We start from the raw sequence: 13,905 nt of genomic DNA on the forward strand, positions 1-13,905 counted from the left end.
ATGGAAGCGCACTGTCCGCACTGCCGTCAGACCATGAAGTGGGTAGCGGGTCATTACCATTGTGAAGCCTGCCTCTGCGATTATCGGCAGCTGGCGAGCTGCCCGGAGTGCGGGCAGCCGCTGCAAGAATTGAAAGCCTGCGGGGCGGTGGATTACCTGTGCCAGAACGGGCACGGGCTGATCTCCAAAAAACGGGTGAATTTCAGCTATCAGCCGCTGTAAGCCCTCACTCATCCACCTGGCCGGTTTTCCACAAATCCACCAGCGCCTGCGGCGCGCTGCTTTCCGGGATTAACAGCACGATCTCGGTGCTCAGGGTGGGGCTGGTGTAGTTGATCTGTACGCGGTAGTAGCGCTGGTCGCCGCAGCCGGGGGAGTTGGGTTGGCCCTCTTCCTGGGCGTACGGCAGTGTCTGATTCAGCAACTGATTCAGGCGCTGCCGTTGCTCCGGCGTGATATCGGCCAGCGCAATGCGGCGCTGGCCCGCCAGTTTGGGAATGTAGGCGAAGCCTCCCTCGCGCGCCAGCTCAATGACCGTATCCTGATTGAGCGTCGGCAGCGGTTTCATTACTCCACCCCCACCTGATGCCAGGCCTGTTGCACCTTGTCCGCCACGCTTTGATCGAAACGCGCTAGCGCATGTTTCACCGTGGCGCGGGCGAAGGTGGCGAAGTCGGCGTTTTGCGGCAGCGCTTTGTCGCACACCGTGTCATACCAGACGTAGCCGGCTTTTTCCCAGGCGAAGCCGCCCAGCGCGGTTGCCGCCAGGTAGAACGCGCGGTTGGGAATGCCGGAGTTGAGGTGTACGCCGCCGTTGTCTTCCTTGGTCTGGATATAATCCTTCATGCTGGCGGGCTGCGGGTCTTTGCCCAGCAGCGGGTCGTCGTAGGCGGTGCCGGGTGCCGACATCGAGCGCAGCCCTTGGCCTTTGATGCCCTTGGCGAGCAGCCCGGCGCCGATCAGCCAGTCGGCTTTATCGGCGGTTTGCTGCAGGTGGAATTGCTTGACCAACGAACCGAACACGTCAGACAGCGATTCGTTGAGCGCGCCGGACTGCTGGTAGTAGATCAGCCCAGCCTCGCTCTCGGTCACGCCGTGTGCCAGCTCGTGGCCGACCACGTCGATGGCGATGGTGAAACGGTTGAAGATCTCGCCGTCGCCGTCGCCGAACACCATCTGCTGGCCGTTCCAGAAAGCGTTCTGGTACTCCTTGCCGTAGTGCACGCTGCCGACCAGCGGCAGCCCTTTATTATCCAGCGAATTGCGCCGGTAGGCCTGCCAGAAGAAATCGTAGGTGACGCCGAGATAGTCGTAGGCCTCGTCCACCGCCACGTCGTGGTTGCTGGGCTGCCCCTCCTTGCGCACCTGTTTGCCGGGCAGTTGGGTGCCGTTCTGGACGTCGTAGATATCGCGGAGCGCTTCGCCGGCTCGGGCGTTTTTCTCGGTCGGTGAACGCAGCGGCTTGTTGCCGAGCAGGCTTTGCACGTGGTTCAGGGTGTGCAGCGCGCAGTCGCGCTGCGGGGCGTTACCGTGTTCAATAATGCGGCGCAGCATGTAGGGAGGAATGACGGAACGCATGCGCTGGGCTGGCATAGTGGCTCTCCTTAGGCAAAAAATTTACCTCATCGAATGAATGCACTGAGCCTAAGTGTAGCCTACTCGTCATAAAGCCTGTGGTCATGCGTGCTCACCGCCGGCGCGGTCTTGTGCGGGCTGATGCGCCGCACCGAGGCGCGTACCGCCAGCCGGCCGTGCAGCAGCAGGTTGCACGGCGGCGCGTCGGCGCGCAGCATGCGCCGCTGCAACAGTTGGATCGCCTCGTAGCCCAGCTCATCGCGCGGCACCTGCACCGAGGTCAGCGGCACATCGTGGATTTCCGCCAGGTTGAAGCCGTCGGTGCTCATCACCGAGACGTCGCCCGGCACGCTCAGCCCCCGCTTGTTGAGCGCCTTGACCGCCCCGACCGCCATGTAGTCGCCGCCGGCCAGGATCGCCGTCGGCAGCGGGGAGTGGCCGTGGAGGCCATCGAGATAGGTGGTCAGCGCCTGCTCGGCCTCTTCGCCGCCGAAGCCGGAGGTGGTGACCAGATGGCGGCCGTCGTCGAACGGCAAATGATACCGGGCGTAGGCCTGTCGGATGCCCGCCAGCCGCAGTTCCATGGTGTGGCGGCGCAGACACTGCAGGTTGAGGATATGGCTGTGCCCCTGCTGAAACAGGTAGCTGGCGGAATAGTCGCCGATCAGCTGATGATCCGGCGAGACGCTGTCCAGCCGCATCTGCCGATCGCTGCAGTTGATCAGCACGCAGGGCTTGTGCAGATCGGCGGCCAGGGTGTGGATATGCTCGTCGTCTATGCCGATGATCAGCGCCGCTTCGGTGTGCGGGTCGCTCATCTTTTCCAGAAACAGCGCGCCGTCGCTGTGCCGTTCTTCCAGCCCGCAGTAGCGGATGCGCACCTCGTGCTCCATCAGTGCGGCGGCAATGCCCTGAATGACCTTGTAGTAGAAGATGTCGGTGCGTACGTCGAACGCGCGCTGCGGCGCGAACACCATCACGTTGTTCAGCATCAGCCGGCCGCTGGAAATGCCCTGCAGAATGCCGTTTTGCTGCGCACAGTCCAGCACCTTGCGGCGCGCCTCGGCGCTGGTGTTGGCCTTACCCGCCAGCACGCGGGAAACGGTGCTGATCGACAACCCGGTTTGGCGAGCGATCTCCTGAATTTTCAGCTTTCCGTTCATTTTGTGATCTCCTTCAAATTCGTCCATGAGAATATTTTCACTGCGCATTTTCAGCGTCTTGACCGGCTTTCATGCCCATTATGGCTATTTTTTCACCCACCCGTGAAAATATTTGCAAAAAACTCCGTTTCGCTGCGCGCTATCGCTGAGTAGTCTGCATTGGTACACCAATTTTACCGACCTGTCAGTCCAATTTTAACGGTGTGCGAAAAAGAAAACAAAAAATAAATCATGGGGTTGTGATTGTCTGTCGGCCAATGATACGGCGCCGACCCGTTTTCATCGTCCCGTGTTTGATAGCGCAACGTACCCTACCAAAACGCGCGTCGCCGTAGCCGGCGGCCGCGGGGAGAGAACCGATGAGTGTGGAGATCAATCAGGCGGTCGCGCAGAGCGGCCGGCGCAAGTTCAAATCGCTGCGCTGGTGGATGCTGGCGCTGTTCTTGCTGGGCGTGACGGTCAATTACATCACCCGCAACTCGCTGGGCATTCTGGCGCCGGAGCTGAAAACCAGCCTGAACATGAGCACCGAGCAATATGCCTGGGTGGTGGCGTCGTTCCAACTGGCCTACACGGTGTTCCAGCCGATCTGTGGCTGGCTGATCGACGTTATCGGCCTGAAGATGGGCTTTCTGATCTGCGCGGGCATTTGGGCGGTGGTATGCATGCTGCACGCCGGCGCCGGCAGTTGGCTGCAACTGGCCATTCTGCGCTTCTTCATGGGGGGCGCGGAGGCGGCGGCCACCCCGGCCAACGCCAAGGCGATCTCCGACTGGTTCCCGAAGAAGGAGCGCCCGATCGCCGCCGGTTGGGCGGGCGTCGGTTTCTCCATCGGCGCCATGCTGGCCCCGCCGATCATCGTCATCGCTCATGTCTCCTTCGGCTGGCAGGGCGCCTTCCTGTTCTCCGGCGGGTTGGCGCTGATCTGGGTGGTGCTGTGGTGGCTGTTCTACCACTCGCCGCAGCAGCACCCGAACCTCAGTCAGCAAGAGCTGGACCTGATCCGCGAAGACAACGAGCCGGTGTTGCCGAAGCTGCCGTTCTTCACTTCGCTGGCCAGCCTGTGCAAGAACAAGAAGTTTTACGGCATCGCCATCCCGGCCTTTCTCGCCGAGCCGGCCTGGGCAGTCTTCAGCTTCTGGGTGCCGCTGTACCTGGCCACCGAACGCGGCATGGATCTGAAACAGATCGCGATGTTCGCCTGGCTGCCGTTCCTGGCGGCGGATATCGGCAGCGTCGCCAGCGGCTATCTCACCACCCTGTACCGCAAATGGTTCGGCTGCAGCCGCGTCAACTCGGTGGTCGCCAGCTCGGTGACCGGCGCTTTCCTGATGGTGTCGCTGGCGTTCGTCGCGCTCACCCAAGATCCCTATGTGGCGATCGCGCTGATCTCGATCGGCGGCTTCGGCCATCAGGTGATCTCCTGCATGCTCAGCGCGCTGGTGGTGGAATCGTTCGATAAGAATCAAATGGCGACGGTGAACGGCATGCGCGGCTCCAGCGCCTGGATCGCCAGCTTCCTGTTCACGCTCCTGATCGGCGCGGTATCCGACACCATCGGCTTTAACCCGCTGTTTATTGCGATGGGCTTCTTCGATTTGATTGGCGCCCTGTTCCTGGTCGCCCTGATCGCCGAGCGCGGCGGTAAGAAAACCCCTTCACACAGCTAAGTGGAATATTTATGAAAAGCTTAAAAAATTGGACATTGGCGGCGCAGCATGCGGACCACGTCGAGCTGCTGGTCGATGAACGCCACCGTTTCTGCCTGTACGTGCTGGAAGACGGTCTGTTCCGCGTGTTGATCAAACGTGAGGGCGGGCTGGCGCTGGATCGCACCTGGAGCATCGCGCCGCAGGAAGATGTGCCCTGGGAGGGGCGCGATCGGCTCAGCGTCGCCGGTTTCAGCCTGCCGGGCTATCAGCTGCGCCGGGAGGGCGATCGGCTGGTGGTCAGCACGCCGCGGCTGCGCGTGACGGTGCATCAGCCGCTGTGGCTGGCGTGGGAGTATTGCACCTCCGACGGCGAGTGGCGGCCGCTGGCGGCGGATCGGCCAACCAGCGCCTACCTGCTCAATGCGCACGGCGACGGCGTGGCGCACTACCAGCGGCGTTTTGCCGATGAGCGCTATTACGGCCTGGGGGAGAAAGCCGGCGATCTGGAACGCACCGGCCGCCGCTTTGAGATGCGCAATCTGGACGCCATGGGCTACAACGCCGCCTGCACCGATCCGCTGTACAAGCACATTCCGTTTACCATCACCCGCGGGCCGGAGGCGAGCTTCGGCCTGTTCTACGATAACCTGAGCAGCTGCTGGCTGGATCTGGGCAACGAGATAGACAACTACCACGCGGCCTACCGCCGCTATCAGGCCGAAGCGGGCGATCTGGATTACTACCTGTTCCTCGGGCCGAAGGTTTTGGACGTCACCAAGGCCTTCGTGCGCCTGACCGGCCGCACCCACTTCGGGCCGAAGTGGAGCCTGGGCTACAGCGGTTCGACCATGCACTACACCGACGCGCCGGACGCCCAGCAGCAGCTGCAGCAGTTCATCGCGCTGTGCCGTCAACACGCCATACCCTGCGACTCTTTCCAGCTGTCGTCGGGCTACACCTCGATCAACAACAAGCGCTACGTGTTCAACTGGAATTACGACAAGGTGCCGCAGCCCAAGCTGCTCAGCCAGGCGTTTCACGACGCCGGCCTCAGGCTGGCGGCCAACATCAAGCCATGCCTGCTGCAGGATCACCCGCAGTATCAGGCGGTGGCGGCGCAGGGGCTGTTTATCCGCGATTCGCAAAGCGACGCGCCCGAACGTTCCAGCTTCTGGGACGACGAGGGATCGCACCTCGACTTCACTAACCCGGCGGCGGTGCGCTGGTGGCAGCAGGGCGTCACGCAGCAGCTGCTGGAGATGGGCATCGACTCGACCTGGAACGACAACAACGAATACGAAGTGTGGGACGGCGAAGCGCGCTGCCACGGCTTCGGGCGGCCGATCGCCATCAAGCATATCCGACCGGTGATGCCATTGCTGATGATGCGCGCCTCGATGGAGGCCCAGCAGCGCTTCGCGCCGCAGCGGCGGCCGTACTTGATCTCGCGCTCCGGCTGCGCCGGCATGCAGCGCTATGTGCAGACCTGGAGCGGCGACAACCGCACCAGTTGGCAGACGCTGCGCTACAACATCCGCATGGGGCTGGGCATGAGCCTGTCCGGGCTGTATAACCTCGGCCACGACGTCGGCGGCTTCTCCGGCGACAAACCGGACGCGGAGCTGCTGGTGCGCTGGGTGCAAAACGGCGTGATGCATCCGCGTTTCACTATCCACTCCTGGAACGACGACGCCACGGTCAACGAGCCCTGGATGTACCCGGCCGCCACCCCGGCGGTGCGCGAGGCGATCAATCTGCGTTACCGGCTGCTGCCGTATTTCTACACCCTGCTATGGCAGGCCTGCGCGGACGACGAGCCGATGCTGCGCCCGACCTTCCTCGACCATGAACAGGATGCGCGCACCTTTGGCGAGAACGACGATTTTCTGATTGGCCGCGATCTGCTGGTGGCCAGCGTGGTGGAGCCGGGGCAACGTCGCCGTTCGGTGTATCTGCCGGACAACGGCGAAGGCTGGTACTGCTTCTACAGCGGCCAGTGGTTCGGCGGCGGCCAGACGGTGACGCTGGCGGCGCCGCTGGAGCGTCTGCCGCTGCTGGTGCGCGCCGGGGCGGCGCTGCCGCTGTCGCAGCGGCTGGCGCATGTGGACGTGGCCGCCGACGATCGGCGCGAGCTGCGGCTGTTTCCGCTCAAGGGCTGCGGTGCAAGCCGTGGGCTGCTGTTTGAGGACGACGGTGAAAGCGACGGCTGGCGGCAGGGCGATGCGCTGTGGCTGCGCTGGGAAATGCGCTGCGACAATCAACGCATCATGCTGGATATCACGACGGAAGGGCGTTTCTGCCCGGCCTGGCGCACGCTGACGCTTAGCCTGCCGGAAGGTGAAACGCGCGCGCTGTGGGTGAACGGCGAACCGGGCGAGCGTTTTACGCTGGAGTAGGGGGGTTACTCGGCCGCGCGCTTCTTGCGCGGCTTTTTGGCGACGGTGATGGTTTTCACCTCGCTTTCCACCCAGCCATCCTGCAGGCGGGTTTTCAGCAGTTCGCCGACCTGCGCCTGCTTGGTGGTTTTTAGCAGTTCGCCGCGCGGAGTTTGCGTCACGCTGTAGCCGCGCGCCAGCGTCGCCAGCGGGCTGACGGTCTCCAGCTGGCTGCACGCCACGCCGAAACGCTGGCGGTAGGCGTTGAGCTGGCGCTCCATCGCCTGCTGCAGACGGTATTCCTGCTGCTGCACGCGCTGTTGGTAGCGGTGAATGCGGCCCTGCGGCTGCACCTGCGCCAGCCGCTGCTGGACGCGTTCGCTGCGGCGGGCGGCCAGGCGCAGCTGCTGCTGCATGCCGTCTTCCATTCGGCGCTGCAGCTTGAACAGCAGCGTCTGCTGGCGCGCCAGGCGCAGATGCGGATGCTGCTGCTGTAAACGGTGGTGAATGCGGGTGAACTGCTGCTGGCGCTGCGCCAGATAGTAATCCATCGCCATCTCCAGCCGCTGCTGCTGCGACTGCAGCTGGCGCAACAGCTCAAGCTGATTGCGGCTGACCAGTTCGGCGGCGGCGGAAGGGGTCGGCGCGCGCAGATCGGCGACGAAGTCGGCGATGGTGACGTCGGTTTCATGGCCGACGGCGCTGACGATCGGAATGCGGCTGGCGAAGATCGCCCGCGCCACGCGTTCGTCGTTGAAGCTCCACAGATCTTCCAGCGAACCGCCGCCGCGGCCGACGATCAGCACGTCGCATTCATCGCGGCGGTTGGCGGTCTCGATGGCGCGCACGATTTGCATCGGCGCTTCCGCGCCCTGCACCGAGGTGGGGTAGATGACGATCGGCAGTGAGGGATCGCGCCGCTGCAACACCTGCAGGATATCGTGCAGCGCCGCGCCGCTGGCGGAGGTGATCACCCCGACGCGTTTGGCCGGGGCGGGCAGCGGCTGCTTGAACTGCTGATCGAACAGCCCTTCGGCGCTCAGGCGCTGTTTCAGCTGCTCGAACTGTTGCTGCAGCAGGCCGTCGCCGGCGGGCTGCATGTTCTCGGCGATCAGCTGGTAGTCGCCGCGCGGTTCATACAGCGTGATGCTGGCGCGCACCAAGACCTGCTGGCCGTTTTGCGGCCGGAAGGTGACGCGGCGGTTGCTGTTGCGGAACATCGCGCAGCGCACCTGGGCGCGGTCGTCTTTCAGCGTGAAATACCAGTGGCCGGAGGCGGGCTGGGAGAGGTTGGAGATCTCGGCGGAGAGCCAAATCTGCCCCATTTCCCTTTCCAGCAGTTGGCGAACCGTCTGATTCAGGCGGCTTACGGTAAAAATGGAAGGCGAAACAGGTAGCGACATGTGACCCAGATCAAATTTCAAAACAATCACTTAATTGGTCGATACTACATGGCTGAAAAAGGTAATCAAGACTTTTTGTAAGAAAGTGCTGGAGGCAACCGATTCCGCTCTGTATAATGCCGCGGCAATATTTTATCTTTTTCACAGCCCACCCTGGTGAGATATTGCCCATGCTACGTATCGCTAAAGAAGCTCTGACGTTTGACGACGTCCTCCTGGTTCCAGCCCACTCCACGGTTCTGCCTAACACCGCAGAGCTCGGCACTCAACTGACCAAAACCATCCGCCTGAACATCCCTATGCTGTCCGCAGCCATGGATACCGTGACCGAATCCGGCCTGGCCATCGCGCTGGCGCAGGAAGGCGGCCTGGGCTTCATCCACAAAAACATGTCCATCGAGCGCCAGGCTGAAGAAGTCAGCCGCGTGAAGAAGCATGAAAGCGGCGTAGTTACCGACCCGCAGACCGTTACCCCGTCCACCACGCTGCAGGAAGTGAAAGAGCTGACCGCGCGCAACGGCTTCGCCGGTTACCCGGTCGTTACCGAAGACAACGAGCTGGTCGGCATCATCACCGGCCGTGACGTGCGCTTCGTGACCGATCTGTCTCAGCCGGTGACTGCGGTGATGACGCCGAAAGATCGCCTGGTCACCGTGAAAGAAGGTGAAGCGCGCGACGTGGTGCTGCAGAAGATGCACGAAAAGCGCGTAGAAAAAGCGCTGGTGGTGGACGACAGCTTCCACCTGCTGGGCATGATCACCGTTAAAGACTTCCAGAAAGCGGAACGTAAGCCGAACGCCTGTAAAGACGAGCACGGCCGTCTGCGCGTGGGCGCGGCGGTCGGCGCCGGCGCCGGCAACGAAGAGCGCGTTGACGCGCTGGTGGCGGCAGGCGTTGACGTCCTGCTGATCGACTCCTCGCACGGCCACTCCGAAGGCGTGTTGCAGCGCATCCGCGAAACTCGCGCCAAATACCCGGATCTGCAGATCGTCGGCGGCAACGTCGCGACCGCAGCGGGCGCCAAAGCGCTGGCTGAAGCCGGCGTGAGCGCGGTGAAAGTGGGTATCGGCCCTGGCTCCATCTGCACCACCCGCATCGTGACCGGCGTGGGCGTACCGCAGATCACCGCCATCGCCGACGCGGTGGAAGCGCTGGAAGGCACCGGCATTCCGGTTATCGCCGACGGCGGCATCCGCTTCTCCGGCGACATCGCCAAAGCGATCGCCGCGGGCGCATCCTGCGTGATGGTCGGCTCTATGCTGGCGGGCACCGAAGAATCCCCGGGCGAAATCGAGCTGTATCAGGGCCGTTCGTTCAAATCTTACCGCGGCATGGGCTCGCTGGGCGCGATGTCCAAAGGTTCTTCCGACCGTTACTTCCAGACCGATAACGCCGCCGACAAACTGGTGCCGGAAGGTATCGAAGGCCGCGTCGCCTATAAAGGCATGCTGAAAGCCATCGTGCACCAGCAGATGGGCGGCCTGCGCTCCTGCATGGGCCTGACCGGCTGCGCCACCATCGACGATCTGCGCACCAAGGCGGAGTTCGTGCGCATCAGCGGCGCCGGCATTCAGGAAAGCCACGTGCACGACGTGACCATCACCAAAGAGTCGCCGAACTACCGCATGGGCTGATGCCTTAACCTCTCCTGAGTGAGAGGCCGGGGTGGGGCGCCAAGCCCCATCCCGAAACACACATTTTCGCTCTTTTTCTCTTGTTGCTGGAATTCGCCTCACATGACACAAAATATCCATAAGCATCGCATCCTGATACTGGACTTCGGTTCGCAATACACTCAACTGGTCGCCCGCCGCGTGCGCGAAATCGGCGTTTACTGCGAACTGTGGGCCTGGGACGCTAGCGAAGCGCAGATCCGCGAATTCAACCCAAGCGGCATCATCCTGTCCGGCGGCCCGGAAAGCACCACCGAAGCCGGCAGCCCGCGCGCCCCTGACTACGTGTTCAACGCCGGCGTGCCGGTGCTGGGCGTGTGCTATGGCATGCAGACCATGGCGATGCAGCTGGGTGGCCATGTGCAGGGTTCCAACGAACGCGAGTTCGGCTACGCGCAGGTGGAAATCGTCAAAGAGAGCGCGCTGCTGCGCGACATCGAAGACGCCATCAGCCCGGCCGGCAAACCGCTGCTGGACGTGTGGATGAGCCACGGCGACAAAGTGACCGCGATCCCGTCCGACTTCGTGACCATCGCCAGCACCGATACCTGCCCGTTCGCTATTATGGCCAACGAAGAAAAACGCTTCTACGGCGTGCAGTTCCACCCGGAAGTGACCCACACCCGCCAGGGCCAGCGCATGCTGGAGCGCTTCGTACTGGACATCTGCCAGTGTGAAGCCCTGTGGACCCCGGCCACCATCATCGAAGATGCGGTCGAGCGCATCCGCGAGCAGGTGGGTGAAGACCACGTGATCCTCGGCCTGTCCGGCGGCGTCGACTCCTCCGTGACCGCGATGCTGCTGCACCGGGCCATCGGCAAACGCCTGACCTGCGTGTTCGTCGACAACGGCCTGCTGCGCCTGAACGAAGCCAAGCAGGTGATGGAAATGTTCGGCGACCACTTCGGCCTGAACATCGTGCACGTTGAGGCGGAAAACCGCTTCCTGACCGCACTGGCGGGCGTGGACGAGCCGGAAGCCAAGCGTAAAATCATCGGCCGTGTGTTCGTTGAAGTGTTCGACGAAGAAGCCTGCAAGCAAGAGCAGGTGAAATGGCTGGCACAGGGCACCATCTACCCGGACGTGATCGAATCCGCCGCTTCCGCCACCGGCAAAGCGCACGTGATCAAATCGCACCACAACGTGGGCGGCCTGCCGAAAGAGATGAAGCTGGGCCTGGTCGAGCCGCTGAAAGAGCTGTTCAAAGACGAAGTGCGCAAGATCGGCCTGGAGCTGGGCCTGCCGTACGACATGCTGTTCCGTCACCCGTTCCCGGGCCCGGGTCTGGGCGTGCGCGTGCTGGGCGAAGTGAAGAAAGAGTACTGCGATCTGCTGCGCCGCGCCGATGCCATCTTCATCGAAGAGCTGCACAAAGCCGACCTGTACAACAAAGTCAGCCAGGCGTTCACCGTGTTCCTGCCGGTGCGTTCGGTCGGCGTGATGGGCGACGGCCGCAAATACGACTGGGTGGTCTCCCTGCGTGCGGTAGAAACCATCGACTTCATGACCGCGCACTGGGCGCACCTGCCGTATGACTTCCTCGGCCGCGTCTCCAACCGCATCATCAACGAAGTGGACGGCATCTCCCGCGTGGTGTACGACATCAGCGGCAAGCCGCCGGCGACGATTGAGTGGGAGTGATCCTGCTTTGATGTAGTAACGATAAAACGAAGCCCGCTATTGCGGGCTTTTTCATATTTACTTAGTTCTCATTTTTAGCAATTTGTTGAATCGCCAAGTACTTCATTTTTAAGGTATGGTTGGTGGTATGATTTGAGCCTATTTCTATGTTTGGGGTCTGGCACCATATCGCCATGAGCAAGCAGTTCATAGTACGAGTAGGTCAAGCCACTGAGGCATATTTTATATCTATGGTTAATTTGGAGATGAACCGAGTATTACTCTCCGGTGGCTACGAGAGAAGTCTCCTTGTCAAATATAGCCTCTCACAAACAACAAATTTACGGTTCAGAGAATGGCAATTTAGGTTTCTAGCGCATTGATTCATATGCTGCTGCACTTACCCACAATGAGCAATGCCATTTACCTCCGATCCGTGGACGACAGATCAGTACGTTACCTCTATGTAGTATGCAAAACTCCGAGGAAAAGTTATTTATGGCTAAGCCTGGCTTTGTCTGTTTGTATTGCGGGCTTAATAAGCCTAAGAGTGAAGAAAGCCTTGAGCATGCGATCCCACAATTCATGGGCGGCGAGTTTGCTCCGCAACAATATATGCTTCGTAATGTCTGCAAGCAGTGCAATAACCGGCTTGGGTTGTTCGTTGATGCTTCCTACGCAAAATCATGGTTTGTGACGAATGGCCTGAGCATTGCAGCACATCGGTTATACACGAGCCTGATCGATCAACCGATACCCTTGGTCTGTATTGGCCAGAGCAAGTTTGCCGGGCTAGTTCTTGACGAGGGGCAAGTTGCCGAGCATTGGGTTGGCCCATCAGGGGAGACGATCATCTGGCTTCGTACGGATGACAAGCGACTCCATGGTTATTCGGGTGGTAATCCTATCGACAAGAAAAAGAAGCCATCGACAGCATATCTATTCCTGACGAGTCAAGACCCTATCCGCTGGGAAATCGGTATTGCCAGCTTCTTGGAAATGTTCAGATCCACCAAAGTCCGGAAAATCCTTTGTGCAAGAGTAGATGAATCAGGTGAGGGACTGCTTTCTGGTTTCGATGCTTGGTCGGTAGATGATGAGTCGAATATTAGCGTTGTCATGGCTGCCCTTAAGTCAGGAAGCGTTAGGGGGCAAATTGATGTACATGTACACTTTGATCAGCGCTTCCTTGCAAAGCTGGCAATGGGGGTGGGTTGCTCACTGTTTGGCGAGTTATATCTGGATACTGATATGGCGAAAGAGGCACGCAAGACCTGCTGGCCGAAGGATGGAGAGTCTGGACAGACACGAGGTAGCGCGACTTTGATAGCGCCAAAGAATCCATTGTTTTCTAAATTCATTGGTTACCGAGGGGCTGTCGTGTTTACTGTGGTGAACACGGGTTCCTCTTATACGCTGAGTGGCACTATTGATCAGGCTATTCCGTTTGTTGTGGAACTGGCTCCATCGACTTTGTCTAGCCCATTCATTAACTGCGAAGAGGGTTACGCATTGGTGTTGTTCCCGTCGCTTGGTAAAACCATAGAGATGACGCTGGTTGAACTGGTAGCCCATTCTTCTGGTGTAAAAAAACATCCAGAGCTGGTGGCGATCGATTCGCGTATTGAGACATCCGTCGAGTTTTGGAGCCAACTTGCTTCTCTGTGACGTATTACTGCCTGTTTTTTAATGGGAGAAAGTAAGCCATGGGTAAAACAGATTATTGTTTTTGGTCTAAATTTGGCCTATATTTAGACCTTGGTGTGATTGATAGCCTTGGGGGCACGATGAAAGTAGAGACCATCAGCTACGTTAAAAAAAACGCGGCCACGCTCGATCTCTCTGAGCCTATCTTGGTCACGCAAAATGGGGTTCCCGCCTACGTGATAGAATCCTATGAGCAGCAGCAGGAGCGGGAGAACGCCATTGCTTTGCTGAAATTGCTGACGCTGTCAGAGAAAGATAAAGCGGAAGGGCGCGTGTTCTCGAAGGAACAGCTGTTGAATGGGCTTTAAGCATTACAGTGCTCAACATTAAGGGATTGCAATGGAACAGCAGGTGACCTTTGAGTACACGCTTACGGTAAAGCACTGCATCGATACAATAGTGAACCATCTCCGTCGCGTTGATGTCGAACCGCGCCCGGTTATCGCAGATATTCTCACTCAATTTGAGAGCATCATTGGCCAGTTCCCGCAGGGATGCCAGATTTGCCCTGAGCTGCTCAAAATCGGCTGCGCAAAGTACCGGGAGTTTAATCATGCTGGCGGTTACCGGGTTTTGTATTCCGTAGACGGAAGGTTGGTAACAGCACATGCGATTTTGTCACATCGGCAGGATATCCAGCAGCTGCTGTTTAAGCGTCTGATCATGCCCTGATAGCCCGTTCGATTGCCTAATTCCTGTTTTCCGACAATGATGCGGCCTTCAATAATTGGAACAGG

Annotated in this window: 12 protein-coding genes; 8 read left to right on the plus strand and 4 right to left on the minus strand. The window is 60.1% G+C overall.

The window, feature by feature from the left end:
• Positions 1–222, plus strand: coding sequence for a zinc ribbon domain-containing protein (locus WA302_RS08895; RefSeq protein ID WP_025303905.1), 222 nt, complete (start codon positions 1–3; stop codon positions 220–222).
• Positions 223–226: 4 nt separating this feature from the next.
• Here WA302_RS08895 and WA302_RS08900 read toward each other — a convergent pair whose 3' ends face one another.
• The 3 genes from WA302_RS08900 to WA302_RS08910 all read right to left on the minus strand — a co-directional run bounded on the left by WA302_RS08900 (position 227) and on the right by WA302_RS08910 (position 2,738).
• The gene (locus WA302_RS08900; protein ID WP_016929750.1) at positions 227–568 is read right to left on the minus strand and encodes a protealysin inhibitor emfourin; all 342 of its coding nucleotides are present in this window, start codon (positions 566–568) and stop codon (positions 227–229) included.
• The gene (locus WA302_RS08905) at positions 568–1,593 is read right to left on the minus strand and encodes a M4 family metallopeptidase (protein WP_049204895.1); all 1,026 of its coding nucleotides are present in this window, start codon (positions 1,591–1,593) and stop codon (positions 568–570) included. The genes WA302_RS08900 and WA302_RS08905 overlap by 1 nt, the downstream gene beginning before the upstream one ends.
• 62 nt (positions 1,594–1,655) lie before the next feature.
• Entirely contained in the window at positions 1,656–2,738 is a 1,083-nt protein-coding gene (locus WA302_RS08910; protein ID WP_049204936.1) for a LacI family DNA-binding transcriptional regulator, read from the minus strand.
• Between the two features lie 359 nt (positions 2,739–3,097).
• On the opposite strand from WA302_RS08910, the gene WA302_RS08915 reads away from it, so the two are divergent.
• Positions 3,098–4,408 (plus strand): MFS transporter, encoded by a 1,311-nt coding sequence (locus tag WA302_RS08915; RefSeq protein WP_049204894.1) that lies wholly within the window; start codon positions 3,098–3,100, stop codon positions 4,406–4,408.
• 11 nt (positions 4,409–4,419) lie between these two features.
• Positions 4,420–6,786, plus strand: coding sequence for a glycoside hydrolase family 31 protein (locus WA302_RS08920; protein WP_049204892.1), 2,367 nt, complete (start codon positions 4,420–4,422; stop codon positions 6,784–6,786).
• Positions 6,787–6,791: 5 nt separating this feature from the next.
• Here WA302_RS08920 and xseA read toward each other — a convergent pair whose 3' ends face one another.
• The gene (gene xseA / locus WA302_RS08925) at positions 6,792–8,168 is read right to left on the minus strand and encodes an exodeoxyribonuclease VII large subunit (RefSeq protein ID WP_336063617.1); all 1,377 of its coding nucleotides are present in this window, start codon (positions 8,166–8,168) and stop codon (positions 6,792–6,794) included.
• Between the two features lie 170 nt (positions 8,169–8,338).
• Between xseA and guaB the strand changes: the two genes are divergently transcribed.
• The 5 genes from guaB to WA302_RS08950 all read left to right on the plus strand — a co-directional run bounded on the left by guaB (position 8,339) and on the right by WA302_RS08950 (position 13,840).
• Positions 8,339–9,802, plus strand: a complete 1,464-nt coding sequence (gene guaB / locus WA302_RS08930; RefSeq protein ID WP_038629838.1) for an IMP dehydrogenase — start codon at positions 8,339–8,341, stop codon at positions 9,800–9,802.
• Between the two features lie 102 nt (positions 9,803–9,904).
• Positions 9,905–11,482 carry a glutamine-hydrolyzing GMP synthase gene (gene guaA, locus WA302_RS08935; RefSeq protein WP_336063619.1) on the plus strand — a complete coding sequence of 526 codons (1,578 nt, stop codon included), beginning with the start codon at positions 9,905–9,907 and terminating at the stop codon, positions 11,480–11,482.
• A 477-nt stretch (positions 11,483–11,959) separates the two neighbouring features.
• On the plus strand, positions 11,960–13,129 hold the full coding sequence (locus tag WA302_RS08940; protein WP_164066267.1) for an HNH endonuclease: 1,170 nt from the start codon (positions 11,960–11,962) through the stop codon (positions 13,127–13,129).
• 119 nt (positions 13,130–13,248) lie between these two features.
• A complete protein-coding gene (locus WA302_RS08945; protein WP_025303897.1) occupies positions 13,249–13,476 on the plus strand; it encodes a type II toxin-antitoxin system Phd/YefM family antitoxin in 228 nt (75 codons plus the stop codon).
• A gap of 31 nt (positions 13,477–13,507) precedes the next feature.
• Positions 13,508–13,840 carry a type II toxin-antitoxin system RelE/ParE family toxin gene (locus WA302_RS08950; RefSeq protein ID WP_025303896.1) on the plus strand — a complete coding sequence of 111 codons (333 nt, stop codon included), beginning with the start codon at positions 13,508–13,510 and terminating at the stop codon, positions 13,838–13,840.
• The last annotated feature ends 65 nt before the right edge of the window (positions 13,841–13,905 follow it).

This window comes from Serratia sp. 201 (genome assembly GCF_037027545.1).
Taxonomy (GTDB): Bacteria; Pseudomonadota; Gammaproteobacteria; order Enterobacterales; family Enterobacteriaceae; genus Serratia; species Serratia bockelmannii.